We start from the raw sequence: 25,458 nt of genomic DNA, 5'->3' as shown, positions 1-25,458 counted from the left end.
TCTACCTCTGTTACACCTGCGGGAAAATATGCTCCAGAGCCTGAATCGAATCTTCCCAGTCAGCTTTTTCAAAAATACCTTGTTGCAGATAGGCCTCCAGCTGTGGCCAGAGCGCAATCGCCTTGTCGAGCATCGGGTCGCTGCCTTTGGCATAGGCGCCGACGCTGACCAGATCGCGGTTACGCTGGAAGCTGGAGAGCAACTGTTTGAAGTTACGCACGCGGGCGTAATGCTTCTCGCTAATCAGCGCGGTCATCGCACGGCTGATTGACGCTTCGATATCAATGGCCGGATAGTGACCCGCCTCGGCCAGGCGGCGCGACAACACGATGTGCCCATCAAGGATGGCGCGCGCGGAGTCGGCAATAGGGTCCTGCTGGTCATCACCCTCGGTCAGGACCGTATAAAACGCGGTGATGGAGCCCCCACCGGTGATGCCGTTACCGGCACGCTCTACCAGCGCCGGGAGTTTGGCAAACACCGACGGCGGATAGCCTTTAGTGGCCGGCGGCTCGCCAATCGCCAGCGCGATTTCACGTTGCGCCATGGCGTAGCGGGTGAGGGAGTCCATGATCAGCAGTACGTGCTGACCGCGGTCACGAAAATCTTCGGCGATACGGGTGGCATAGGCGGCACCCTGCATGCGTAACAGGGGAGACACATCGGCCGGGGCGGCAATCACCACCGAGCGGGCGCGCCCCTCTGCACCGAGAATGTTCTCGATAAAATCTTTGACTTCGCGGCCACGCTCGCCGATTAACCCCACCACGATCACATCGGCCTGAGTGTAGCGGGCCATCATGCCCAGCAGCACCGATTTACCGACACCCGAGCCCGCAAAGAGCCCCATACGTTGACCACGGCCGACGGTCAGCAAGGCGTTGATTGGACGCACGCCGGTGTCCAGCACATGCTCGATCGCCGTACGTTGTAATGGGTTGAAGGGGGCGGTGATCAGGGCCCCGGTTTCGGTGGTATCCGGCGCAGGCAGGCCGTCGAGTGGTTTACCTGCACCATCCAGTACGCGACCGAGCAGCGCCGGCCCGAGCGGCAGCTGTTTGCCACTCTGCAGACCGTCACCGGTTAAACTTTTGGCGTAAACGCGGGCGCCGGGGAGAACGCCTTCGACTTCTTCCAGCGGCATCAGGAATAGCCGCTGGCCGTTAAAACCGACCACTTCGCTTTCAACTTCGCGGATATCGGCGCCGTCCTGACGTTCAATAATACAGGTGGCGCCCAGCGGCAATTGCAGGCCGGTCGCTTCCAGCACCAGGCCGGTAGCGCGGGTCAGACGACCGTAACGACGAACCGAAGGCAGCTGCGCCATTTTCGTTTCGAAATTATCCAGCGTGGTGAGCCAGCGGGTGAGGCGCGCGGTCATCAGACGACTCCCGGCGCTGCCAGACGGCACAGCTCCTGCCAGCGGGTAGCGACGCTGGCATCAAGATCGCCTTCATCCGCAGAGACTTTACAGCCCCCGTGATGCAGCGTCGGGTCGCCACGCAGACGCCAGCCGTGTAGGCTAAGCGTGGCACCCAGCATCTCTTCCACTCGCTGCAGATCGTCCGGATGGACGCGCAGCTGCGGCTTACCGCTAAACAGCGGCTCCTGCTGGAGCAGACCCTGGATCTGTTTTATCAACGACGAGTTGTCTACCGGCGGCGTGTGGCCGATAACCTGACGCGCGGCTTCCAGCGCCATCTGCATCAGGCGTGAGGCAATGACGCTGTCCAGCGCATCCAGCGTATGCTGGAATTCGCTCACCAGCTGCTGCATACGGGCATGAAGAGGCGCTTGCTGTTGACGCGCCTGCGCCAGACCCTGCTCCAGCCCCTGAGCCAGACCCTCCTGGTAACCCTTGTCGTGCCCTTGCTGGCGGCCTTCGTTCATGCCCGCGGTATAACCCTGCTCGTGGGCCTGCATCTGGATCTGCGCTAACTGCTGCGCCTTAAGCTCTTCTTCGCTAAGCTCGGGCACGTCGGTCTCTTCGCCGTCGGGCGTCTCTGTCGCCGTTACGGCAGGCACAAACTCCGCGAGGGGAGGGGCGAGGTCATCCGGTGTCCAGACCTTCCACGGCAGTTCGTTAGACATAGGTATCCTCGCCGCTGCCAATTACCATCTCGCCGGTTTCGGCCAGACGACGAACAATAAGCAGGATCGCTTTCTGCTCGTTCTCCACCTGAGACAGACGTACCGGACCACGGTTGGCCAGATCGTCGCGCAGGATATCGGCTGCACGCTGGGACATATTGCGCAGGAATTTCTCGCGCAGCGGCTGTTCGGCCCCTTTGAGGGCGATAAGCAGCGATTCGGAGTCCACTTCCTGCAGCAGGCGCTGAATACTGCGATCGTCCACTTCGACCAGGTTTTCGAACAGGAACATCTCGTCGATAATCTTTTGTGCCAGCTCGCCATCGAACTCGCGCACCGCCGAAATAACGGCCTCTTCCTGCTGCGTTTTCATCAGGTTGATAATTTCGGCTGCGGTTCTCACGCCGCCCATTTTGCTGCGCTTGAGGTTCTGGCCGTCGAGCAGGCCGTTCAACACTTCGGTCAGCTCTGCCAGTGCGGCAGGCTGCACGCCGCCGAAGGTGGCGATACGCAGCATGACATCGTGACGCAGACGTTCGTCGAACAGCGCCAGGATATCTGCCGCCTGGCCACGCTTGAGGTGAACCAGGATGGTGGCGATGATCTGCGGATGCTCGTCGCGAATAAGGTCGGCGGCGCTCTGCGGCTCCATAAAGTTAAGCGTTTCGATACCGCTGGCGGTGTCGCGGGTTTCGAGAATGTCTTCCAGCAGGCTGGCGGCACGCTCTTCGCCGAGTGCCTTGACCAGCACTGAACGCAAGTATTCGTTGGCATTGACGTTCAACGCTGCAAACTGTTCTGCTTCCTGCTCAAACTCGGCCAGCACGTCGGTCAGCTGTTTGTTCGAGATCTGGCGTACATTCGCCATCGCTGAACTGAGGATCTGAACTTCGCGCTGGGAGAGGTGTTTAAACACCTCTGCCGCACGATCCTCGCCAATGGTCATCAGCAGGATGACACTTTTGTCCGTTCCGGAAAGATTACTCATGTTCTTCGTTACTCATCCACTGGCGAATGACCAGCGCCACGACGCGCGGATCGTTATCTGACATTTCGCGAATACGCTGGCTCATGACCTCGGCGCTCAGGCGCTGATTAGCACGACGCTGCTGTTGCTGCTCGTCTTTGCTGAGGCGGACTTCCACCGCTTCTTCGGTCTCTTCACGCTGCGTGAGCATCTCTTGCTGTGCCTTGATAACCTCTGCACGGCGATTGAGCTGTGGGCGAATGGCTTTACGCCACAGCAGCCACGCGACAAGCAGAACCAGCAGCCAGCGACCGGCAGACATCAGCTGATCAATAAACGTCTGCTGTTGCCAGAACGGCAGTTCACCGCCTGTTTCGTCCGTTGCGCTGAACGGCGAGTTGACCACGTTGAGCGTGTCGCCACGTTTCTCGGAGTAGCCCATCGCTTCGCGGGTCAGATTTTCAATCTGTTTCATCTGCTCTGCGGTGAGCGGCAGGGGTTTGCCATCTGGCAGGGTTTTGTAGTTCACCACCACGGCAACGGAGAGACGCTCGATGTCGCCCACATTCTGTTTGGTGTGGCGAATCGTACGGTCAACTTCGTAGTTGGTGGTTTCATTACGGCTGCTGTTGCGTGGGCCGGAATTCGCCGCCGTTGACGTCGTCTGTTGCTGATTATTCTGCTGACCCTGCTGGTTCTGAGCCGGCGTAGTGATCGGTGCCGTGTTGGCCGGTGCAGGCTGGTTAGAGAGCGCACCCGGCACGCCGCCCGCATTCGGGCCGCCAATCTGCTCACTCTCGTTAACCTGACGTGAACGCATTACCGCCTGCGACGCTTCACCGTTCGGACGATACTGCTCTTCAGTCTGCTCTTTATTAGCAAAGTCGATCTGCGCGGTGACCTGCGCATGGACATTGCTGTTACCGACAATAGGGCCGAGGATAGATTCGATGCGGCGCTGAACGCGGCTTTCAACATCATTGGCGTATTTCAGCTGGGCATCATTCAAATCGCGACCGCTGGTATTGGACTGGGTCAGCAGGTGCCCGCTCTGGTCTACCAGGGTCACGTTGCCCGGCGGTAAACCGGCAACAGCGCTGGAAACCAGGTGCACAACCGCGTTGATCTGGCCTTCATCCAGCGCACGGCCAGGCTCCAGGTTTACGGTAACGGAGGCGGAAGGGGCTTTTTGCTCGCGGACAAACAGCGATGGCTTCGGCATGGCCAGGTGAACGCGGGCGCTTTTCAGCGGCCCCAGGGTTTCAATGGTGCGGGCCAGTTCACCTTCCAGCGCACGCTGGTAGTTGACCTGCTCGCTGAACTGACTGATGCCAAACTTTTCCTGATCCAGTAACTCAAAGCCCACGGCGCCGCCTTTCGGCAGACCTTGCTGGGCCAGACGCAGGCGCAATTCATGAACTTTGTCTGCCGGAACTTCCAGCGCACCGCCATTATCAGCGAAGCGGTAAGGGATGTTCATTTGGGTCAATTGGGTGACGATGGCACCGCCATCCTGATCGGAGAGGTTGCTATAAAGGGTGCGATAGTCAGGGGCTTTGGCCCACAGGACCATGGCGACAATGATAGCAATAGCAGCAGCACCGGCGACAATCAGCGGTACTTTTGGGTTCGCGCGCAGGCGACTCATCCACTCGAGAGGTTTAGTTTGAGGTGCTGTTGTTGCTGTTGCACTCATAGCGCACCTCGTGACTCTTCGTGGATTACATTATTCGTGTAGAGAAACAAAACAGACTCCCGGGTCGGCAAACACGACAAAAATTCCATATTTGATGGCTGTGTCATTATTTGATGATTCGGGATTTTCTATGCGTCAAATAACCTGGTTTTTTCGCGCTATTTAGCGCCTTTATCTTATTGACAGGCTGGTACTCTTGAGCGCGTAAAAATCCATCCAGGGGAGAGTCATGGCAATTCAGGGTATTGAAGGCGTTATCAGCCAGTTGCAGGCAACGGCAATGACGGCCCGTAATCAGAACGTGGCGGATGTGCAGCCAACCGTGAGCTTTGCCGGTCAGCTGCATGCCGCGCTGGACCGCATTAGCGAAACCCAGTCTGCCGCCCGCACCCAGGCAGAGAAATTCACCCTGGGAGAGCCAGGCGTAGCATTGAATGACGTGATGACCGATATGCAGAAAGCCTCTGTGTCGATGCAGATGGGTATTCAGGTCCGTAATAAACTGATGCAGGCCTATCAGGACGTCATGTCCATGCAGGTTTAGGTTTTATCAGGCTGGCGGCCTCATCGCTTTAATGCCACAATATTTTTTTCTTCTCATGTGAGAAAGATGATGAAAAAAATAGCAATTATTGGTGCGCTGCTGGCCTTAAGCGGATGTGTGCAGGTTGATAACTATCAGGATGTGGTTAAACATCCGGTCCCGGCCAGTCTGGCGGGCTACTGGCAGACGAAAGGGCCACAGAGCAAACTGGTCAGCCCGGAGGCCATCGCTTCCCTGGTGGTGACCCCGCAGGGCGATACGCTGGATTGTCGCCAGTGGCAACGGGTGATTGCGGTAACGGGAAAAGTCATGCTGCGTTCAGATGATTTTTACAACGTGACCAGCAAGCTCGATATCTATTCTCTCGAACGCGATGGCAGCCTGCTTGAGTACGATGGGATGACGCTGGAACGCGTGACCCGGCCTACCGTAGAGTGTGCTGACGCGCTGGAGAAAGCACCGCTCGCCAGCCAACTGCCATAAAACCGCGCCGGGTAGGGCACAAGCACTACCCGGTCTCGTTACTACAGCACCTCTTCTAACACCCACACGCTGACGCTGCCTCCATGGCAGGTGAAGACCCCGGTGCCGCTTTCATCGGTAATGACGGTCTCGTCGCGGTTACCGAGAAAATCCTTCCACTGTTTGTTGCCATAATTTTCGCCGAGGGTGATTGTTTTCTCTCCCTCATCGCCATTGGACAGTACCACTACGCAGCCGGGATCTTCTTCCGTGCCGCTGCGGCTAAAGGCGATACAGTTAGGATGATCGAACCAGAGGGTCTGGATCCCATGTGCATAGCGCTGACGGGCGAGAATGAGTTTATCCAGATGTTCAATGACCGGCATATCAACATGGTAGGTTTCGCCATCCCCGCCGGTATCGTCGTAACTGGCACCATAGAGATCCGGATAAAAGACGCTGGGGACGCCATTTTCCCGCAGCAGGATCAGGGCATACGCCAGAGGTTTAAACCAGGCTTCCACCGGGGCTTCCAGCGCCTGCAGCGGTTGGGTATCGTGGTTAGCCACCAGCGTGACCGCGTGGAAGGGATCGGCTTCCACCAGCGTGCCGGTAAAGATCTGACTCATGTCGTAATCCCGTCCCTGAAGCGACGCTTCGTGGAATTTCATATGCAGCGGGGCATCGAACAGCATGGTCTTACCTTCAACCTGATCGATATATTGCTGCAGTTTATCCACCTCGTGAGACCAGTACTCCGCCACGATGAACAGCGGCTTTGGCGCCACTTCCTGAACGTGCTCAATCCACTCTTTATAAAACCACGCCGGAATGTGTTTCACCGCGTCGAGCCGGAAGCCGTCGCAGCCGGTCTGCTCCATGACCCAGCGCGCCCAGTATTTGATCTCCTCCGTCACGGCGCGGTTGCGATAATCGATGTTTTCACCCATCAAATAGTCGAAGTTGCCCATTTCATCGTCAACCTGGTCGTTCCACCCTTCGCCGGTATAGTCGTTAACGATTTTGAAGATGCCGTCTTCATTCGGATTTTCGATATGGTCCACGCCGCTGAAGCATTTGTAATCCCAGATAAAACGCGAGTATTGCCCGGCGCGGGCGGGGAAGGTATAACGGGTCCAGGCTTCGCAGGTAATAATCTCATCGTCGATCTGGGTACGATCCTGCTCATTCACTCGCTGCACGCGGACCGGTTCTTTCTCGTCGGCGCCCATTTTATGGTTCACCACAACATCAAGCAGAACGGCAATCTCGTTGCGTTTCAGCGCATCGATGGCGGCGAGAAGTTGGGCTTTATCACCGTATTTGGTCGCGACCGAGCCTTTCTGGTCAAACTCACCAAGATCGAAAAGGTCGTAGGTGTCATAGCCTACGGAATAGCCGCCAGAGGCGCCTTTACAGGCCGGAGGCAGCCAGACCATATTGATGCCGATGTCATTGAGACCGTCAGCACGTTCGGCTACTTCAGACCAGAGTTTTCCGCCGTCGGGGTAATACCAGTGAAAGAGTTGTAACAGGGTGGGGTTTTTCATCATCCGTGCTCCAGAAGCCGTTAGGCAGACCTCTGGAGTATGGATGAAGAAATCATAATTGGGTGTCGCGGGTCAGGCTTTCTGGATAAAGAATATTGCCAGAGAGTTTGCCATAAGCAGTAGAAATAGATTGTTGTTTACCGGTTTGCGTGATCAACTTGCGCAGCTCATCCATTCTTGCCGATAACAACTCTTTCAATTCAGTTTCATTTTGCAGCACCTTTTCCAGCAGAAAACGTGCCTGCTCAATTTGCGCTGGCGGACAGGATGAGATCGAATTCTGTCCGATGCTTTCGACTAACTTAACGTACTCTGTCTCTTTTTGAACCAGCTCATCCCAGGAGCCGGAATGTGCGAGATTCAGCATGGCAATACTCAGGGCATGTAGGGCCTGCCAGTTGTGAAGAGCAGTGCTAGGATTATTCATCAAGATTATCCTGAAATGGAGGTAGCATTGGGGCCGATCTGTTTCCACGCGTCCGCAATGTTATTCAATAAACCCTCAACCTCGACAATCGCCTCGACATCATTACGTAAGTTCGCGTGTAGTAAGCGGCGTACCATATAGTCATATAGCGCGGCGAGATTAGCCGGTAAGTCGCTGTCGACTTCCATGTTCAGGCCAGCCTTTAAGCCATTGTCGATGATGTTGATGGCTTTTGAAAGCGCCTCCCCTTTCGCAGGAATATCCCCCTGCTCAAGAAAAAGGCGCGCTCTTACAAGCGCGCTATAAGCACCGTCAAACAGCATGACAACCAACTGGTGCGGGCTGGCACTCAAAACGGCAGATTCGAGACCTACCTTTTGATAGGCCTGTACACCAGAATTGCTATACATATCGGTTCCTTTCTTATTTGCTACTGAACTGCGAGGTCAGGTAAGACGCAGTGCTGTTAAATTTAGTGACCAGTGAATCCAGGTCACTGAACTGCTTTTTATACCGGGCCATTGTGGCTTCAATAGACAGTTCCATCGCGTCATAACGTTGGCCAATTGTTTTCAGTGTGGCGTTGATTCCGTCTTTCGCGTTCTGAATAACACCTTCTTTACCCACAGAGGTGCTCAGCATATCTGTCAGTTTGTTATTCATTTGGGTGGCGAAACCGGTCGTTTTACCGTCCCCGACGAAGTAAGCCTGAACGCCAGCCGGATTGTCTGTCAGCGCCTGAGTTAACTTTTTATCGTCAATCTTCAGATTACCAAACGTGCCGTCAGCGCCCTTCAACGGGTCCTGGGTGATACCCAGTTGCGCCATAATCGCATAAGAACCTGTCTGGACATTGGTCAATAAAGCACGCAGATCTGACTGTACTCCCCTGATAGTGCTGTCACCCATCAACACGCCGTTACCGGAGTTCTGAGCCGTTGCACCTGTTGCTGGCGGGACATACTTGGTCAGAGAAGTAATGGTAGATTGCAGGGAGTTATAAGCAGTAACCCACTCAGTTATGGCTTTTTTGTTATCGTCGGTAGAGCGGGTGACAGACAGCGTTTCATCGGCGGTACTTGGCGCCTTCAGGGTTAAGGTGACCCCAGGGAGAGCGTCCGTTACGGTGTTACTTTGACGGATGATATCGATGCCATTGACGTTGACGACGGCGTTTTGTGATTCTACTTGTTCATTAAGTGCCGCTCCGCCAATCACCGCATTCAGCGTGTCGTCCCCGGTGACGGTAACCGTCATGTCCGAGTCGGTACCCGTGGTTTTTGATGACAGCATCAGACGGTAATCGCCGGTATCTGCTTTCACAATACTTGCAGAGACGTTGCCGTTGGCCGCGTTAATGGCTTTAGCAATACCATTCAGGGAGGTATCGCCATCGGCCAGCGTCACGGTTAAGGGTTTGCTGTCGGCGCCAGCCTGGGTAATGGTGATGGTACGACTGTTCCCCGCCGTGGTTTCACCCAGCTGTTTGGTATTACTATCAATGGTGCCCGGTGCGGTAGTCAGTACCTGACCTTTGGCAATTTTGCTGACATTAATGGTAAATTCGCCAACGTTGGCATTTGTTGACGTGGTGGCTGCGAAGGCAGTATTGGTGCTGGTGACAGATGTTGAGTTCCATGTATCTGTCTTGGCCAGTTTAGCCGCAGCAGTTTGCAGAGTGGTCAGCGCGCTTTGCAGTTTGCCGTAACCGGTAATCTGCGCATCATATTTCGTTTTCTGTGTGGCAATAGCCGTTAACTTCGTCTCTTCCGCAGCCTGTAACTTATCGTACAGATCTTGCAAACCTGGCATCCCCACCCCAAGGTTGCTAATAGTGGCCATAATTTATTCCTTTCCAATGGTTGTTTCAGACCTATATCGGCCAAAATGATGAAAAGTTTACGCTGTATGGAAAAAATTAATCGGGCAAAAAAAACACCTCTATATGCTTTTATAGCGTCAGGTTTTTAACGCGCGTTATCTGCTTTACGGTTTTTTTCTGAGCGTGAAAAATGAACGATTTGAGCTATGGCGATGTCCGCGGACGGGGCTTCATAAGAAATAAAATAAAAAAATACCTTAAATAACAATAATTTGAATTTTTTATAAGATATTTTCTAAAGTCTGTTGCCGGGACGTCGATAACCTTGTTGACGGTGAGAGACGCCGTGAGTGTTAGGCACCGACCTAGAAACCATTTTTGTTTAAGGAATTAATATTATGGCCGTTATCAATACTAACCTGTTGTCCCTGACCACTCAGAACAACCTGAACAAATCTCAGTCTTCCCTGGGCACTGCTATCGAGCGTCTGTCCTCTGGTCTGCGTATCAACAGCTCTAAAGATGACGCTGCTGGTCAGGCGATTGCTAACCGTATGACCGCTCAGGTTAAGGGTATGACCCAGGCGGCGCGTAACGCCAACGACGGTATCTCCCTGGTTCAGACTGCTGAAGGCAACCTGAACGAAATCAACAGCAACTTACAGCGTATCCGTGAGCTGGCTGTTCAGGCCGCGAACGACACCAACGGTACTACTGACTACGCTTCTGTGAGCACTGAAATTACTCAGCGTCTGGGTGAAATCGACCGTATCGCTGGCGCAGCTAACTTCAACGGTAAAAAACTGCTTGATGGTAGCCTGACTCAGTCTCTGAACATCCAGGTGGGTGCGGGTACTGGTGCAACTGACACCATCTCTATCACCACTGGCGCGCTGATCAATGCTAAAGCTACCAGCCTCGACGCTGGCCTGACCGGTACCATCACCGACAACAGCTCTGCTAAAGCATTCATCACTGCAGCTGACAACGCAATCAGCAAAATCGATACTGCTCGTTCAAACATGGGTGCGATTCAGAACCGTTTCGAATCTACCATCAACAACCTGAACAACTCTATCTCTAACCTGTCTGCTGCACAGTCCCGTATTCAGGACGCAGACTACGCTACCGAAGTTTCCAACATGTCTCGCGCACAGATCCTGCAGCAGGCTGGTACTTCTGTACTGTCTCAGGCAAACCAGGTTCCACAGGCAATGCTGTCCCTGCTGCGTTAATAGACGCGGTAAGTGCAAAAAAGGTTGCTGGAAACAGCAACCTTTTTTTATTGCATTGAGTCCGAATACCCGCTTCCGTAATGTGCAAAATAAGACTGCAATTCACAGCGTTTTCCTTTCATAGGCCCGTATTGCCGGGTGCTACTCTGCGTAAAACCCTCTTTTTAGTCGTCTGACGACATTTACCGATGAGTTATTACGATGAGTGAATTTGCACGAAGCCGGGCTATGCGTCAGTTTTATCGCAATTTATTTACCAGACTGATTGAACTGCCCGAAACAGACGTTATGCCTACGCATATCGTCGCGGAGATCTTCAGTTTCAAAAGCCCCCATTTCGAGCGCCTCGAACCCCAGATACGCGCAGTGAGGACGGAGCTCGAGCCAGAAAAAGAAGAGGCGTTGAAGCATCTTCTCTGTGCAATCGTACTGGCGAACTATGCCCTTGACGAGGCTGAATCAGAAGAGCGTCAACGGCTCTCTGCTGAATTAAATCCCCGAATTATTGAGTTTGTTGTTGCCGCATTGAAAGGCGACAGTAACGTAAATTATCTGGTTGCCGCTATTCAGATTCTTTTCCGCATTAACGAAATTTCCTCTGCGCTTTTCTTAATCAATAATAATCTTTCGCTAGTCAGTAAGTCAGGGCCGGTCCTGAAAATATTGTTGCTGATCTGTTTGATGGAAAATGATTACAACCAGGCGATGGTGGTGATTCAGGCGCTGACTGAAGATGCTTCGCTTATTGGCGAAGACCCAATGGCGTTGTTAATGATCACCTGCGGCATCTACAAACTGGGGGGGATACCCGATTCCTATATCGATTTCAGACCCCTCAATGAGCGCGAGCATCAAATTTCTGATGGCGATTACGCAGAATGGATCGCAAAAACGTCGAACAGTAAAACGACGGTTCTGGTAGCCTGCGATAAATATGACTATTTCGAACACGCGATACCGCTGCTGTACTCGGTTTATGAAACCAACCGCGATGTGCTGGATGTCCATCTTCATCTCTTCAACTGTGATGAGGAGGTCAAACAGAGCGTAATGTCACTGCGTGAGCGCCTGCCTGAACTCCATATTTCTGCCACCCACGAAGAGATTCCAGATCATGAGGCGATGTCCGTTTACTACGCCTGCCGTCGAATCGTTTTCCTGCGACATGCGCTGCAAAAATTCGCCACGCCGATTATTGCTCTCAATGCCAATACATTAATGCGTCAACGCTGGGCATCTCAAACTACGCCACTCATGTTATTACACAGTGAAACCGCACCGTTTTGGGAGGAGATTTCCCCAGGCTTTATCTATGCGAATCCTGTTGAGCTGACCCAACGTTACCTTGATCGGGTCGCCGGGTTTATTGACGTCAATCTTAAAAATGGGAACGCCACTTACGGTCTTGATCCGGTGGCACTGTTTGCCGTTCTCGACACCTTTACGGGATCGGAACAGATGCAAATCTCCCGGGTTGATTGTGACTCTCTACTCAGTAGCAAGAATCAAACTGAGGCTTTCTGTTGGGTTAATGAGAGAAATAACCGCGCCAGTGCAGAATATTTAGCGTCGCTCAAGCATAAATATCATCACTAATTCCCTCAAAAGGGAAAACAGCATAACGACGATCTGGAAGAGAATGTGACAACAAATTATCCAGGCTATCGGATTACTCCCGAGGCCATTCATGCCGCCGCAAAGATCAACGATCTTGCGACAACCTCTCCTGCGAATGCACGTATTCTCGAACTGGGTTGTGGTTCGGCGTTGCGTCTTATTACGCAAGCCGTTGCTAATCCACAAAGTATCGCCATTGGCATTGATATCGATGAGCAGGCCATTCTTCAGGGCCAACAACATATTACAAGCCAGGGATGCGCTAACGTTGAGGTTTTTGCCGCTGGATTAGGCGACCTTCTGGCCGCGGATCCTGGTGAGTTTGATTACATTATCATTCACCACACCTTTTCATTCCTTGGCAAAACCGAGCGTGAAGCATTGCTGCAGTGGAGCAAAGCGCATTTATCCGCCACAGGCGTGATCGCTATAAAATGGTCGGTACTGCCAGGGAGCGTTACCCAGTTATCCTTAGGTGAAGCGTTACGTTTTCATTTGGAACGTGCGCAAGAGGGGAGCGATCTCCTTGCCACAGCGCGCGCGATGTTAAGTTTTATGCTGGTGACGCTGGAAGAGGGAGCGTTAAAAAACGAAGTTCTTAGCGCTGAAAAGATGGACGATACTGAGCTGGCGTTGCGATATCTGACTCCAACGGACGGGGCCTGTAATCTGACTGCATTCAATGCGCAGGCGCACGAGGTGGGCTTACAGTATCTCGGCGATCTCATGCCCCAGTATGAGATGGGCCATTTTTACAATCCTGCCATTGAAGAGATGTTAAATGCCGTCAGCGCCGATGCCAGTCGGCTGATGGCGCAGCAGTATCTCGATTATGCTGTACAGCGGCGAGAGCGCTTTACGCTGCTCTGCCACCAGGCTGCAACCACGCCTCAGAATCAACCTGAACTGGGTGAGTTGAAAAACCTGCACTGGGCGGGATGTTTCTTACCGGTAGAAGTCGATGCGGCTAAGGCTTCCCATCTCTATAAAACTAGCAAGGGAAAGGTGATACGCAGCGATAACGGCATAATCATACGCATTATGGAGCTGCTGGGTAGCGCCTGGCCGATGTCATTAAGTTTTGAGCAGCTGGTCTTTAATTGCCAGTCGCCCGAGTCAAAAGAAGATATCCATGAGACGGTATGGGAGTCGCTGAAGTCACTGTTTATGAGCGGCCCCGAAGGGCTTTACTGGAGTGCTTCGCCGTCAGCGTATAATAGTGCGCAGAACGAACAGCTGAGATTTGTAGGAGCGTTACCTTCGGCATGTCCGGTTGAAAATACCCCTGTGCTTAATCTTTGGGGGGAATCCGTGACGTTAACCCCTGAAGAGTGGAATTTTATACACGCTGAGATGAATGTTGCGAGCCGGACCGCCTGGGAACATTATTCAACGTTAAAAATGAAAGGCTTGTTGATAGGGTCATCTGCGGCCTGGAAAAATCAGCTACAGCTTTTCTTACGAGCAGGCATGACGGATGTATTAAAATCCCAAATACCTTTCCTGTTGCTGCTGAGCGTTAATCATCAGCGAGGGGGCTTGTTGCAGGATGATGTCCATGAGCCTGCGCTAGCCGATTACAACGTCGATTCTGTCTATCAACGCGTGAATGAGTTTATCAGAAAAGGTCAAACTCAAAAGGCCAGAGAGTATGCGCAGGGATTAATAGAAATTGATCCTGATAATATTCATATACTTCGTTGTTATTCCCGGGCATGCGTGTTGACGTCTTCATGGGATGACGCGCTGGCAGCGCTGTGCAAATTGATGGGGTATTACTTTACCAGTCTCGATATTTACTACGATTTAGCAACGGTCTTACAGAAAAAACGGGAGTTTTACTGCGCGCGGAATATTATTCGTACATTGACGCGGCTTAACCCTAAAAATATAGACTACTGGCTTAGTCTCGCTTCTCTTCACCACGCCTATGGTGATATGACCCTGGCGGAAAAATGTTGCCGTGAAATAATGCGCTTCCAGCATCCGGGGGCGAACTCGCTTGGGTTGACCGGTATCATCCTGAGCGATAACCATAAAATGGCTGAAGCCCGCTATTTTATGGAAAAAGCGGTCGAGATGAGTAATTACAATTTCGGGTACTTTAGTAACTTACTCTTTGTCATGAGCCATGATGCTACGGTATCCCCTGAAGAGTTGCTGCGAAAACATCGCGAGTTTGGTCATCGGGTTGATGAATGGGCGCAAGGGTGCGAATTTAAACCCGTCTTAAAAAATACGAAAGAACCGGACAGAAAGCTCAGAATAGGGTTCGTTTCCGGCGATTTACGTAAACATCCCGTAGCCAATTTTTTGCTGCCGACCTGGAACGCACTGGATCGTGAAAAATTCGAACTGGTGGCCTACAGTACGCTTTTCATGAATGAAGACAGCGTTTATCGACACTTTCGTGATACCGCGACGTTATGGCGTCAGGTTGATGCCCTCAGTGATATAGAGCTGGCCAATGTCATCGCCGGCGATGAAATTGATATCCTCTTCGATTTATCGGGGCATACAGCCTATAACCGTCTACCCGCATTTGCGCTGCGTCCAGCGCCGATCCAGTTGACCTGGATAGGTTATCCCGGGACGACGGGCATCAGTCAAATGGACTACATTTTATTGCCGACGACCCTGACTCAGTCACAGGTTCTCAGAGATCAGCTCACTGAGAAGATCATGTTTGTCGAGACGCGTAAGCACTTCGAGCCGCATCCGCAAAGCCCGGAGATAAATGAACTCCCTGCGCGACGTAATGGGTATATCACCTTTGGTAGCTTCAACCGGGCTAAAAAGCTTAATGACCATGTGCTTGGCGTATGGGCGAAAATCATGCTGGCCTATCCTGAATCAAAACTGCTGATGGGATTCATGACGGATGCGGATATGGTTGCTGCAATGACAAAGCGCATGCAGAAGCTGGGGATTACCGAGGATAGACTGATTTTCAGAGGTTTAGCTGAGCTGGATGAGTATCTCGCTTATCACCATGAGATCGATATTTTACTGGATACTTTCCCGTATACCGGAGGGACCACGACTCATCATGGCGCATGGATGGGCGTCCCGACCCTGACTCTGAGCGGGCCAACGATCCCTTGTCTGCAGGGTGTGGATATTATGGGGGGATATCATCTTGAACAGTTTATTGCCGTTGATGAACAGGACTACATCGATAAAGCCGTTGCCTGGGGGGACAAGATTGCTGAGCTTGCCATCATTCGTCAGGGAATGCGTGCCAGAATCCCGGTAGCGAACGCGTCTGGTCATGAAATTGCGGCGAATTTAGAAAAAGCGCTCAGGGAAGCATGGCATATGTATTGTCGTGGAGAACAACCCCACGAGCTGATTATTACCAGTCAGACATTAAACGGATGATGATGAAACTGATGACAGAGTAATGCGTCGGTAGTGAAAGGGCAGGTGGCAATAACATGCTACCTGCCTTTTAGATCGGCAATATTATTTCCAGTAATCGAGAAATCCATCTTTACCGAAAAGCCAGGTTGTTTGCAGCTCCTGGTTGATGCGTTCGATAACAGGCTTCACTTCCTTGTAAGGCTGTCGCAGGAAAACCCACGATTTGCTTTTAGGACTGTAGACCGAAGAGCGATATCCCCACTGTTCCATCAAAATGCTCATACTTTTATTGGTATGCACGCAGGTATGTACCGGGACGTCGATATAAAACCAGTTTGGATCTTCAGGGACTTTCTCAACAACGACGGTATGAATAAATAAACTGCCCGCATCTGAGACCAACCGGTTAACGTTATCCAGATCGTTACGGGTTAACACGTGCTCAAACATGGCGGAGTTGATGACTAAAGACCAGCCTTTGTCTTCGGGTTCGTCAATGTAGGTGAAGTCCGGGTTCTGGACATATTTGTCGTAGCAAAAGGTGTTACGATTGAAATACTTCTGGATGAGATGGCTAAGCGTACCGTAGCCTGCTGCATAATCAAGAATTCGGCTGTCGTCGATAATATTATTACATGCCAGCAACTCAATCATCAGCGCCTGTTCAGCATAGGGAGGCTGATTGAAGCCCAGCGTTTCGCGCCCGCCATTCTCATTGTAATGGTGAAAATCCGTGTTGAATTTTTCCCACTCCTTCAGGGAGAGTTCCTGATGCGTTTTCGAACTAAAAAACCCGCATTCAGGACACTGGTAATATTGCACTGGCATCAGGTTTTGCGTGAATTTTTCCGCTGAAGGTGCAAGATACTTGGCTTTTTCGAAATAGAACTTCATTTCGCTGTTACAGATGAGGCATGAGTTCGTCATGATGCTCCACGTTATAGAATATGCTGCCATTCAGCGCAGATGATGAATGAGATTGAAAGCTCGTCTTGATAAATGTCGCACATCTTTGAAAGGATCAGGCGCAAAACAGATGCCTTTTTCAGCCCTTGTTTTCACGATGGCAGGGGCTCTGCATAAAGTGAGTTCAAATAGGCTGTAAAATGTCGGTTATTTTACCGATAAGCTGGCGGTCTTGCTCGCTATGATGAATCACGTCTTCATTACATGCAGGTTTGCACATGGGCGATAAAATTTTCGTCACCAGCCCTTTATTGCCTCCTTTAGAGGAGTTCATGCCTTATCTTCAAAAAATCTGGCAGAACCGAATTCTTACTAACGGCGGTGAATTTCATCAGGAACTGGAAGAAGCCCTGGCACGCTATCTGGGTGTGAAATACGTGTGCCTTTTTGCTAATGGTACGCTGGCATTGTTGACCGCGCTTCAGGCGCTGCGGGTCACCGGAGAAGTGATCACCACCCCGTACTCCTTTGTCGCGACATCGCACACCCTGTTATGGAATGGTTTAACGCCCGTCTTTGCCGACATTGACCCGCACACCTTTAATATCGATCCTGAACGCATTGAAGAGTTGATCACGCCTCAAACCACAGCAATTATGCCCGTTCATTGCTATGGCATTCCTTGCAATGTAGATAAGATTCAGCAGCTTGCCGATATTTATGGGTTAAAAGTTATCTACGATGCGGCCCATGCTTTTGGCGTTCGCCAGAACGAGACCAGTATCCTCAACCATGGCGATCTGTCGGTATTAAGCTTCCACGCAACCAAAGTGTTTAATACCTTTGAGGGCGGGGCGATAATTTGCCACGACAGCCGTACTAAACAGCGTATTGATTATCTTAAAAACTTTGGCTTCGCCGGTGAAACGCGCGTTGTCGCGCCGGGTATCAACGCCAAAATGAATGAGATGGAAGCGGCCTTTGGTCTGCTTCAGTTGCAATATATTGATAGTGCTTTACAGGAAAGAGCGGCGATTTCAGAACGGTACAGCGAGGCGTTGAAAGATATTCCCGGCGTAACCTTCTTTGATCCAAAAGACCGTTTTGAATGGAATCACTCTTATTATCCGATCCTTATTGACGACAGTTTTCCACTGAGTCGGGATGCGCTCTACGAAGCATTGAAAGCGGAGGATGTCTATTGCCGCCGTTATTTCTACCCGCTCATTAGCTCGTTTGCGATGTATAATCATCTGCCGTCTGCGGCATCAGACAAATTGCCTGTCGCCAGTCGACTTGCCGAACAGATACTATGTCTGCCTATCTATCCCGGCCTGAAAATCGAGGATCAAATGCGGGTCATAGAGACTCTACGGCGTTACGCTACGATCCCGTCATTAAATCGTCAGGTTGCTTAATGTAAAAAGGCTTTGGATACCAAAGCCTTTTTTTATTAATGGGTGGGGAGCCGGTGCGCAGGAATGGCGTAAAGCACTAATTCACAGGCCAGTCTGGGATGGTGAGCACGCAGGTAAAAACGATAGCCAGGCTGTATCTGATGAATAAACTGTGGAATGGTGATGAGATCGGCTGGCTTATGGTAAAGGCTAATTGCCAGTATCGGATAATGTTCCGCTATCGTCGCCTGAGCACCTTTTAATGCCTCAAGTTCTGATCCTTCAATATCCATCTTAATAAAAGTCACTTTCTCGCCAGCAACCACGTTATCAATACTGTTAAGCGCAATTTCATCGCCGTCAGGCGCATCCGTTATGGCGGAGGAGAGGGCAAGGCCGGCATTAAAACGCAGCGTAGTATTGGTATTCCATATTCCAGCATTGATGCAGACGCACTGGGGCAAATTCGCCGTGTTTTGCTCCAGGAGTGCGAAGGTCATTTTGTCCGGTTCAAACGCGAAAATTTTCGCCGCAGGGGCAACATTTTGCTGCTCAAGGGCGCTGACAAAAGCGGCGATGCTGTCGCCATTATAGGCTCCGCCATCCACAAAGATCTCGTCGGCACCGAAGCGAATCAACTCACGTGGGAAGTAATGTTCCGGATGATAGACGCTGTGGTAATAGATTTCGCGCGCACTTATTCGCTGGTTCAGGTAAGCAATTAATGTGGTTTTTGACGCTTCGTCAGCCAGGTTGGCATAAAACGCATTAAGCCTCTCCTGATGCGTTTCACACCACGCCGTCGTAAAGTGCTCACCCGCATTAATGCCCACAAAGGTGGGATCATAAAAGAGGATTTCGCCGGCAGTACGTTCAAGCTGGACGCGTAATGGCTCATCGATAAACTGCATAGCGATAATGTAGTTATATTTCGATTCCTGAGCCGTGAGAGACTCTACACTCACAATGCGGTGGCCATTGAATTCATCCCCGGGTTTCAGCCACGCGTCACTTATCGCCACATAATCGACAGACATTCCCTGACGCTGCATAAAATCCCAGGTGATTTGCGCGACATAACCTGCACCACAAAGCACGATGGGGTGACCGTTAGTTTGCATCTGCGCCATCGTATCGATGAAGTGATTGCGGGTTTCACTGAGCATATCAAGTACGGCGTTCAATATTTTCTCCAGCATTAGGCGCAAGGGAAGGGGAAGAGGGGGGAAGAGCAATAACCCGCGTTAACATGGCGACCAAATCATAGCCGTCCCACTGCAGTGAAAAATCAAGCGTCTGGCCAAGGGGAACGATACGGTCCACACCTCTGAGCCCCGAAGCAAGCCAATTATTCAGCTCGTCAGACGAGACGCCAAAGGTGGCCATTGTCTGGCATCGTGAGTGACAAACTGGATTGATTTCATCAAGCGACCGCGCCACATACTCCATGAAAAAACCCCCATTGCCGCGCCAGTCGAGCGTCCCTTCCTCAAGATCAGAGAGCTCAACGCGCACGACGGTATTTTGTGCTCCCGAGACTTTTCTCACGCCAGTCACCTGGGCACTGAGTAAATATAACTGCGTCAGTTTATTTACCGCAGAGATGGGCTCAGGCGTATAACGCGCGGTGGCAAGCGCCTCAAAATTCTGCCAGAACAGGGCGCGTCCCTGCTGAACATTCTCACCCAGCCAGACGATAAGAGACGGAGAGGTACACGCGTTCTGATCGTTTAATAGCGTGTCATTGTAAAATGCCCGCGCAAGCTGTTCCTTTTCAGGATGCGCCAGATACGCATCAGCATTAATCACCGCGATGGAGTAACGGTCGGCGAAAGCAATATCCAGTGCCCGCGGCGGCAGTGAAGAGTGACGCAAATCCGCTATGGTCTTGTCGCCACCCCAGATGATGCGCGTGTCACATAATGCCGACAGCGCATCATTGATGTGCCGCTGTCGATCATAACGGACAAGAATAATTCTGGGTCGCATCATGGGGTGGCTTTGGAGCGCACTTTTGATTAACCGTACGACTATCGCCGTCTGGGGGTGCTCGCGTCCGGGTAGACGGACAATATTAGCGTTACCGGTTAATAGCCCAGTGATAAGCGAATAGGCAAAATTCACCGCGACGTTGCCGGGCGCAATATGAAACGCCACGCCACGGCCGCAGCGGTGCGCAGCGGAACGGTTTTCAGACTGCATACGCGCAATCGATGAGGGACGACACCAGAATCCCAGACTGACCACGTCCGGCCAGCTTTTCGCTTCGCTATCGGCTAACGTGAGGCGGGAAAAGGTGTCCAGAAAAGCGATAACCTCCGGGGCAAAAAGGGGTAACGCTTTTTGCGCAGGCATGCTGTGCAGGAGCGTTTCATCTCCCAGCATAAAATTCAGACCGCTAAGATTGTGCTGCATAGGTATCGCTACACCCTCGTAATTCGGCTTTCTTCAACCGCCCTGAGATACGCAAATATTTGCCTTTTCGTCCGCAGCTACAGTCATCTTCACCCAGGATGACGCCTTCATCTTCGGTTAGCAAAGCGTGTCCGGGATAGGATTCGGGTAACAGGGAGATCACCTGGATAATGCCTGACTGGCCGTGAGGCAGGACGGAAAAATCGCGCGGGTCACGGATAATGACGTCTGAGAAAATCGACGTATGCAAATGTCCCTGCTCGCACTGCATGTAAATACAGCCGGTTTGTTCGACCATGCCGTAGTAATCGTGTACCGCCGGCAGGGCGCAAAGCGCATGCAGGCTTTCAGCAAAGACCTCGGGGGTCACCGCTTCACTTTGCAGTTTTTTCCAGCCGCCGCCGTGGATTAACAGGGCATTACTGAGATCAATCTTTTGAGCGCTGGCTTTTAATGCCTGATAGAAATGCTGCCAGACCATAAAGGTGAAACCGAACAGCAAAATCCGCTTCCCTTGATGCTTCTCTAAGAAGGCTTCAATAACGGGCAAATTCAGCTTCATGTTCTCGTCTAACGCCCAGGCACGATCGCTGCCAAATAACGAGAAACCTAAAATCCCGGCGCCACGGGCAGAGAATTGCTGGCGGTCTTTTAACACTTCAGGAGAGTCGATAATCAGCATCGGCAAACGCCCGGAGCCGGTAAATTGACTGACAATTTTTACCAGCGTTTTTTGCTGGTGGGAGGCGGTTGCCTTATCCAGATAAATACGCGAAACCTGCTGACCAGTTGTACCCGATGAGGTCATGGTTTTTACGATGTCGCTATCCGGTACGCTTTGTAATTTCAGTGTCTTGAACAGAGAAACCGGAAGAAACGGCAATGAAGCCACATCGTTAAGCGTCGCGGGGTCAAAGGATTGCGCATCCAGCATCCGACGATAAGGTTCGCACTGGGCATAATGGTGCGCGGTAAGGGCGCGCAGCCTGGCCAGTTGCAGCGCATGCTTCTCTTCCCGTGCGAGCGAGTAGGGCGCCTGCGTTAGTATTGCTTCAAACGGAAGGGACATGATTTTTCAGCTCATGATAAATCGTCTTACCCGCGGCGTTTTGGGGAATCTCATCCAGAGTGATAACGCGAAACGCGGAGTGATGGAGCTGGCTTGCCGCCGCTGCATACTGTTTTACTGCGCTTTCAAGAGCGGCATCAGTAATGAAAATACAGAGTAGATCATCGCGGCCATCGCAGGCGCAGTGAAGGCCCGGGAATGCGGTTTTCAGTAGCGTTTCCATCTCGTCCATGCCGACGCGGTTGCCAAAAATCTTCAGGAAACGCTTTTTACGACCCACAATGGTGTAAAACCCGTCGGTATCTACGCGCGCAATATCGCCGGTGTGCAGAGTACCCTGAAAGGTATCTCCTGATGCCAAATCGCAACCACGCTCTGCATAACCCAGCGCCACGTTCTCCCCCTTATAGACCAACTCTCCGTCAATATCGGGGGCGGTGATAATGTCGCCATTTTCGTCAAGCAGTAGAAATTCGCCGCCGGGGATGGGGGTACCAATGGTGCCGCTTTTACGTTGCGCAAATTCTGGGGCAAGCCAGGCCATACGCGAGGTTGCTTCAGCTGCGCCATACATCACCACAAACCGTTTTCCGTGCTGATCGGCATAATCGGTGAACTCTTTCACCAGCGCAGGGGCCAGTTTTCCGCCCGCCTGGGTTAGCGTTCGCACATCAGGAAGATCCATGCGCATAAAACGCAATTTTTTGAGCATCTCCCAGGTGTAGGGCACCCCGGCAAGCGAGGTGGCACGTTCATCACGCACAAATGTCCAGAACTCACGCTGCATGACGCTTGCGCTGGTCAGAAGCAACGTGGCGCCAGCCTTCAGATGGCTATTGACGATAGATAACCCATACACGTAATTCAGCGGCAAGCTGACCAGCCCGCGCTCTTTAGCGTCGATAGCAAGGTAGTTTGCAATGCTTGTGGCATTACTTTCCAGGTTGCGTTGACTTAATCGCACCAGTTTGGGACTGCCAGTGGATCCTGAGGTCGTCATCAAAAGGGCAAGATCATCATGCAGCGGGAATGGCGTAAGACCGGTAGCATGCAGGCGGAAAGTACCGTGCTCCTCGCGCCATAAAAACGTGGGATGGTAAGTGTCGATGAGTGACTGAACCATGGCGTCGTTAAGCTCGCTGTCAAGCATCAGTGCCACGGCATTTTGCTTAAGACAAGCCAGATAACCAATAACGGTGTCACACTGATTTTTGCAGAAAATAAAGACCAGTGTACGAGGCGGGATGGTATCAGCCAGCGTCTGAACGCGGTCTGTGAGCTCACCCCAGCTAAGGGTCTCTCCTCGATCGTCGACTAAAGCGAGATGGTCAGGTGAAACCTTATCATTATGCCAGAACGCCATAATTTATAATGCACCCACTATCCGGGCAGTCAGCTGAGCTGCAGTAAGCCCGCTTTGCTCAAGCATCCAGGCATAGTCCCCAGCGTGGGGATAGCCCTGAGGAATACCGGCGATCATCAGTTTCGGCCGACGCTCTTCCCCGGCAATATACTCCGCAACGGCACTGCCCAGACCACCCGTCACGCTGTGCTCTTCTACCGTTACAAGCAGTTTTTTATCCAGGTGTTGTTGCAGTGTCGCCACATCCAGAGGTTTGATTGTGTGCATGTCAATCACCGTGGCCTGCACGCCCTGGTCCGCCAGATGCCCGGCTGCGGTGAGCGCAGTATGGACCATGCTGCCGGTGGCGATAATGGCAATATCCCCACCTTCACGCAACGTATTGGCTTTGCCTGGCACCAGTTCGAAGTCCTCTTTATAGACGATGGGCGCACGCATGCCGCCCGTCAGCCTCAGATAAACCGGCCCCGCATGCTCAAAAGCCGCCTGGGTCATTTTCACCGTGGCCGTACAGTCCGCCGGGGAAAAAATAGTGATGTTCGAAACGGAACGCAGCATCGCCAGCTCTTCAATGCCGTGATGGGTGGCGCCAAACATGCCTGTTGCCAATCCTGAAGCCAGACCAACCAGCTTCACGTTTTCCTGCATATAGCCCAGGTTTAAGCGCACCTGTTCGGCTGCACGCAGGGTCAGGAAATTGGGAAACGAGGTGACAAATGGGACAAAGCCGCTGGCCGCAAGACCCGCAGCCACACCGACCATATTCTGTTCGGCAATCCCGGCGTTGAAGAAGCGCTCAGGGAAGGTGGTAGTGAAGCGGTCAAGACCGGAGGACTTACACAGATCGCCGGAAAGGGCCACGATGTTTTCGTGTTCGCGTGCCAGTTCCAGCAGCGCCATGCCAAAGGTGCCGCGTGAGCCGAGCATGGACCATGAACGGATGGTGGCAGGTTTAAACTCAAGCATGGTGTGCCCCATTAAGTTCAACGAGCGCATCGCTGAGCTGTTGTGCTGAAATGCGATTGCGGTGAAACTCTTTATTATTCTCCATGAAGGACACGCCTTTACCCTTGATGGTATCTGCAATAATTACCTTGGGTTTGCCGTTGTGCGGCTGCGCAAAAGCGTCAGCCAGTTCCCGCAGATCGTGTCCGTCACAGACAAGGGTTTCCCAGTGGCAGGCGCGCCAGAGGGCTTCGAGATCCATGCGCATGACATCTTCAGTGTGACCATCAGACTGTAAACCATTACGATCGACAATCAGCGTCAGGTTATCCACGTGATGATGCGCGGCCATGAAAGCACATTCCCAGATGGCGCCTTCATTGCACTCGCCATCTCCCACTAAGGCATACGTATGCCAGGGTTCGCCTTTAAGACGGCGGCCCAGCGCCAGCCCCGTGGCAAAGGAGAGTCCCTGAGCCAGACTACCGCCGGAAAAGTCGATGCCGTATTCGGGATGCTTGGTGGGATGCACTTGCAGGACAGAACCGTTCAACTCGAAGGTGTTGAGCTGCTCTTCGGTCATGATGCCAAACTCACACAGCGTGGCGTAAAGACCCAACGCGGCGTGGCCTTTACTCAGAATAAAAACATCGCGATCTGAGCGGGTGATGTCTTTGGCTTCATAGCGCATGACTTCGCCGTACAGAACGCTGAGGATATCCACCATCGAAAGGGCAGGCGAGATATGCACACCATCGCTTGGGGCATGATGAGCCACGCGCAAAATTTGCTCTCTAATACGACGCGCGGCGTTTTCTGTCTCTGAGTGCGTATGTATCATTTCAAACCGCCATCCACGCGGATCGTTTGGCCGGTAATGTAGGACGAGAGATCGCTTGCCAGGAACAGTGCAGCCTCTGCAATTTCTGCCGGAGTACCTGCGCGTCGCAGATCGGCGCTATTTTTGGCCTCTTCCACCACGTGATCGGGCATCGTCAGCAGCATATCCGTATCCGTAATGCCGGGCGCGATACAGTTGGCGCGGATCCCTTTTTCACCCAGCTCCGCCGCGATGGATTTTGTCATCGCAATAAGCGCGGCTTTTGATGCGCCGTAGGCAGATTTACCCGGATTACCATCTTCCCCAGCCGTCGAGGCGATATTTACAATGCTGCCGCGCTGATTGCGAACCATCAATCTGGCGATGTACTGGTTGAAAAGATAAACAGAGAAGAAGTTCACCTCAAACTGTTCACGGAGCTGCGCTTCACTGGTCATCTGGAACAGACTATTCAACGTGATGCCGGCGTTATTGATCACCGCATCCAGCGGGCGCTTGTCGGACATGATGTTTTTGATGGCCAGTTTCATTGCGCCATAATCGGTCATATCGAAACAGACAGGCCAGATCGCCACCTGGTGGCGGTCTGCTATAGCCGCCATGTTCTCAATAAACGCATCATCAGCTTTCCGCGCATGGGCGTAAATGTTTGCGCCATTGGCGGCAAATACCTCGACCATAGCGAGACCCATGCCGCGGCGGCAGCCAGTAATTAAAACGGTTTTACCCTGCATCAACATTTCTGCTT

The 25,458-nt window shown here is 52.2% G+C and carries 22 protein-coding genes; 6 read left to right on the top strand and 16 right to left on the bottom strand.

The window, feature by feature from the left end; genetic code table 11:
* Positions 1-10 precede the first annotated feature (10 nt).
* Genes fliI through fliF form a run of 4 tightly spaced genes read right to left on the bottom strand, consistent with a single transcriptional unit; the run spans position 11 to position 4,754 of the window.
* Positions 11-1,381 (bottom strand): flagellar protein export ATPase FliI, encoded by a 1,371-nt coding sequence (gene fliI, locus B3B59_RS13580; RefSeq protein WP_046884850.1) that lies wholly within the window; start codon positions 1,379-1,381, stop codon positions 11-13.
* Complete coding sequence (gene fliH / locus B3B59_RS13575; protein WP_046884851.1) at positions 1,381-2,091, bottom strand: flagellar assembly protein FliH; 711 nt, start codon at positions 2,089-2,091, stop codon at positions 1,381-1,383. Before fliH ends, fliI begins: the two co-directional genes overlap by 1 nt.
* On the bottom strand, positions 2,084-3,079 hold the full coding sequence (gene fliG, locus B3B59_RS13570; protein WP_040074972.1) for a flagellar motor switch protein FliG: 996 nt from the start codon (positions 3,077-3,079) through the stop codon (positions 2,084-2,086). Before fliG ends, fliH begins: the two co-directional genes overlap by 8 nt.
* Positions 3,072-4,754, bottom strand: coding sequence for a flagellar basal-body MS-ring/collar protein FliF (gene fliF / locus B3B59_RS13565; protein ID WP_046884852.1), 1,683 nt, complete (start codon positions 4,752-4,754; stop codon positions 3,072-3,074). Before fliF ends, fliG begins: the two co-directional genes overlap by 8 nt.
* 229 nt (positions 4,755-4,983) lie before the next feature.
* Here fliF and fliE point away from each other — a divergent pair, with 229 nt between their 5' ends.
* Entirely contained in the window at positions 4,984-5,298 is a 315-nt protein-coding gene (gene fliE / locus B3B59_RS13560) for a flagellar hook-basal body complex protein FliE (RefSeq protein ID WP_040074974.1), read from the top strand.
* Between the two features lie 69 nt (positions 5,299-5,367).
* Entirely contained in the window at positions 5,368-5,781 is a 414-nt protein-coding gene (yedD, locus tag B3B59_RS13555) for a lipoprotein YedD (protein ID WP_286809523.1), read from the top strand.
* Between the two features lie 41 nt (positions 5,782-5,822).
* Here the strand turns inward: yedD and amyA are convergent, their stop codons facing one another.
* The 4 genes from amyA to fliD are packed head-to-tail and all read right to left on the bottom strand — an operon-like array spanning position 5,823 to position 9,579.
* Entirely contained in the window at positions 5,823-7,310 is a 1,488-nt protein-coding gene (gene amyA, locus B3B59_RS13550) for an alpha-amylase (protein WP_233802885.1), read from the bottom strand.
* Between the two features lie 52 nt (positions 7,311-7,362).
* Positions 7,363-7,737: a flagella biosynthesis regulatory protein FliT gene (gene fliT / locus B3B59_RS13545; RefSeq protein ID WP_046884853.1), complete on the bottom strand. Its 375-nt coding sequence runs from the start codon at positions 7,735-7,737 to the stop codon at positions 7,363-7,365.
* Positions 7,738-7,742: 5 nt separating this feature from the next.
* Positions 7,743-8,147, bottom strand: coding sequence for a flagellar export chaperone FliS (gene fliS, locus B3B59_RS13540; protein WP_046884854.1), 405 nt, complete (start codon positions 8,145-8,147; stop codon positions 7,743-7,745).
* Positions 8,148-8,160: 13 nt separating this feature from the next.
* Entirely contained in the window at positions 8,161-9,579 is a 1,419-nt protein-coding gene (gene fliD, locus B3B59_RS13535; protein WP_286809270.1) for a flagellar filament capping protein FliD, read from the bottom strand.
* Between the two features lie 378 nt (positions 9,580-9,957).
* Here fliD and B3B59_RS13530 point away from each other — a divergent pair, with 378 nt between their 5' ends.
* The 3 genes from B3B59_RS13530 to B3B59_RS13520 all read left to right on the top strand — a co-directional run bounded on the left by B3B59_RS13530 (position 9,958) and on the right by B3B59_RS13520 (position 15,792).
* Positions 9,958-10,794 (top strand): flagellin, encoded by an 837-nt coding sequence (locus tag B3B59_RS13530; RefSeq protein WP_046884856.1) that lies wholly within the window; start codon positions 9,958-9,960, stop codon positions 10,792-10,794.
* 201 nt (positions 10,795-10,995) lie between these two features.
* The gene (locus B3B59_RS13525; protein WP_286809269.1) at positions 10,996-12,390 is read left to right on the top strand and encodes a hypothetical protein; all 1,395 of its coding nucleotides are present in this window, start codon (positions 10,996-10,998) and stop codon (positions 12,388-12,390) included.
* A 45-nt stretch (positions 12,391-12,435) separates the two neighbouring features.
* Entirely contained in the window at positions 12,436-15,792 is a 3,357-nt protein-coding gene (locus tag B3B59_RS13520) for a methyltransferase regulatory domain-containing protein (RefSeq protein ID WP_286809267.1), read from the top strand.
* 84 nt (positions 15,793-15,876) lie between these two features.
* On the opposite strand, the gene B3B59_RS13515 is transcribed toward B3B59_RS13520, so the two are convergent.
* On the bottom strand, positions 15,877-16,701 hold the full coding sequence (locus tag B3B59_RS13515; RefSeq protein ID WP_286809265.1) for a methyltransferase domain-containing protein: 825 nt from the start codon (positions 16,699-16,701) through the stop codon (positions 15,877-15,879).
* Positions 16,702-16,958: 257 nt separating this feature from the next.
* On the opposite strand from B3B59_RS13515, the gene B3B59_RS13510 reads away from it, so the two are divergent.
* Entirely contained in the window at positions 16,959-18,098 is a 1,140-nt protein-coding gene (locus tag B3B59_RS13510) for a DegT/DnrJ/EryC1/StrS family aminotransferase (protein WP_233802777.1), read from the top strand.
* A 35-nt stretch (positions 18,099-18,133) separates the two neighbouring features.
* On the opposite strand, the gene B3B59_RS13505 is transcribed toward B3B59_RS13510, so the two are convergent.
* From B3B59_RS13505 to B3B59_RS13475, 7 genes are read right to left on the bottom strand one after another with little or no spacing between them, the layout of a single operon-like run.
* Entirely contained in the window at positions 18,134-19,261 is a 1,128-nt protein-coding gene (locus B3B59_RS13505; RefSeq protein ID WP_286782542.1) for an FkbM family methyltransferase, read from the bottom strand.
* Positions 19,245-20,492 (bottom strand): acyl-CoA reductase, encoded by a 1,248-nt coding sequence (locus B3B59_RS13500; protein WP_286809263.1) that lies wholly within the window; start codon positions 20,490-20,492, stop codon positions 19,245-19,247. The genes B3B59_RS13505 and B3B59_RS13500 overlap by 17 nt, the downstream gene beginning before the upstream one ends.
* Positions 20,476-21,561, bottom strand: a complete 1,086-nt coding sequence (locus B3B59_RS13495; RefSeq protein ID WP_046884863.1) for an acyl-protein synthetase — start codon at positions 21,559-21,561, stop codon at positions 20,476-20,478. The genes B3B59_RS13500 and B3B59_RS13495 overlap by 17 nt, the downstream gene beginning before the upstream one ends.
* Complete coding sequence (locus tag B3B59_RS13490; protein ID WP_286809261.1) at positions 21,545-22,924, bottom strand: AMP-binding protein; 1,380 nt, start codon at positions 22,922-22,924, stop codon at positions 21,545-21,547. Before B3B59_RS13490 ends, B3B59_RS13495 begins: the two co-directional genes overlap by 17 nt.
* 3 nt (positions 22,925-22,927) lie before the next feature.
* Positions 22,928-23,890: a transketolase family protein gene (locus B3B59_RS13485; RefSeq protein WP_233802785.1), complete on the bottom strand. Its 963-nt coding sequence runs from the start codon at positions 23,888-23,890 to the stop codon at positions 22,928-22,930.
* Positions 23,883-24,710, bottom strand: a complete 828-nt coding sequence (locus B3B59_RS13480) for a transketolase (protein WP_286809260.1) — start codon at positions 24,708-24,710, stop codon at positions 23,883-23,885. Before B3B59_RS13480 ends, B3B59_RS13485 begins: the two co-directional genes overlap by 8 nt.
* Positions 24,707-25,450: an SDR family NAD(P)-dependent oxidoreductase gene (locus B3B59_RS13475; RefSeq protein WP_286809258.1), complete on the bottom strand. Its 744-nt coding sequence runs from the start codon at positions 25,448-25,450 to the stop codon at positions 24,707-24,709. The genes B3B59_RS13480 and B3B59_RS13475 overlap by 4 nt, the downstream gene beginning before the upstream one ends.
* Between the last annotated feature and the right edge of the window lie 8 nt (positions 25,451-25,458).

This window comes from Leclercia sp. UBA2479 (genome assembly GCF_002341985.1).
Lineage (GTDB): Bacteria > Pseudomonadota > Gammaproteobacteria > Enterobacterales > Enterobacteriaceae > Enterobacter > Enterobacter pneumoniae.
This window is presented reverse-complemented; position numbering and strand designations above follow the sequence as displayed.

Coding starts and splice junctions, on each gene's coding strand:
- fliI (WP_046884850.1), bottom strand. CDS start 1,381: ATGACCGCGCGCCTCACCCGCTGGCTCACCACGCTGGATAATTTCGAA.
- fliH (WP_046884851.1), bottom strand. CDS start 2,091: ATGTCTAACGAACTGCCGTGGAAGGTCTGGACACCGGATGACCTCGCC.
- fliG (WP_040074972.1), bottom strand. CDS start 3,079: ATGAGTAATCTTTCCGGAACGGACAAAAGTGTCATCCTGCTGATGACC.
- fliF (WP_046884852.1), bottom strand. CDS start 4,754: ATGAGTGCAACAGCAACAACAGCACCTCAAACTAAACCTCTCGAGTGG.
- fliE (WP_040074974.1), top strand. CDS start 4,984: ATGGCAATTCAGGGTATTGAAGGCGTTATCAGCCAGTTGCAGGCAACG.
- yedD (WP_286809523.1), top strand. CDS start 5,368: ATGAAAAAAATAGCAATTATTGGTGCGCTGCTGGCCTTAAGCGGATGT.
- amyA (WP_233802885.1), bottom strand. CDS start 7,310: ATGAAAAACCCCACCCTGTTACAACTCTTTCACTGGTATTACCCCGAC.
- fliT (WP_046884853.1), bottom strand. CDS start 7,737: ATGAATAATCCTAGCACTGCTCTTCACAACTGGCAGGCCCTACATGCC.
- fliS (WP_046884854.1), bottom strand. CDS start 8,147: ATGTATAGCAATTCTGGTGTACAGGCCTATCAAAAGGTAGGTCTCGAA.
- fliD (WP_286809270.1), bottom strand. CDS start 9,579: ATGGCCACTATTAGCAACCTTGGGGTGGGGATGCCAGGTTTGCAAGAT.
- B3B59_RS13530 (WP_046884856.1), top strand. CDS start 9,958: ATGGCCGTTATCAATACTAACCTGTTGTCCCTGACCACTCAGAACAAC.
- B3B59_RS13525 (WP_286809269.1), top strand. CDS start 10,996: ATGAGTGAATTTGCACGAAGCCGGGCTATGCGTCAGTTTTATCGCAAT.
- B3B59_RS13515 (WP_286809265.1), bottom strand. CDS start 16,701: ATGACGAACTCATGCCTCATCTGTAACAGCGAAATGAAGTTCTATTTC.
- B3B59_RS13510 (WP_233802777.1), top strand. CDS start 16,959: ATGGGCGATAAAATTTTCGTCACCAGCCCTTTATTGCCTCCTTTAGAG.
- B3B59_RS13500 (WP_286809263.1), bottom strand. CDS start 20,492: ATGCAGCACAATCTTAGCGGTCTGAATTTTATGCTGGGAGATGAAACG.
- B3B59_RS13495 (WP_046884863.1), bottom strand. CDS start 21,561: ATGTCCCTTCCGTTTGAAGCAATACTAACGCAGGCGCCCTACTCGCTC.
- B3B59_RS13490 (WP_286809261.1), bottom strand. CDS start 22,924: ATGGCGTTCTGGCATAATGATAAGGTTTCACCTGACCATCTCGCTTTA.
- B3B59_RS13485 (WP_233802785.1), bottom strand. CDS start 23,890: ATGCTTGAGTTTAAACCTGCCACCATCCGTTCATGGTCCATGCTCGGC.
- B3B59_RS13480 (WP_286809260.1), bottom strand. CDS start 24,710: ATGATACATACGCACTCAGAGACAGAAAACGCCGCGCGTCGTATTAGA.
- B3B59_RS13475 (WP_286809258.1), bottom strand. CDS start 25,450: ATGTTGATGCAGGGTAAAACCGTTTTAATTACTGGCTGCCGCCGCGGC.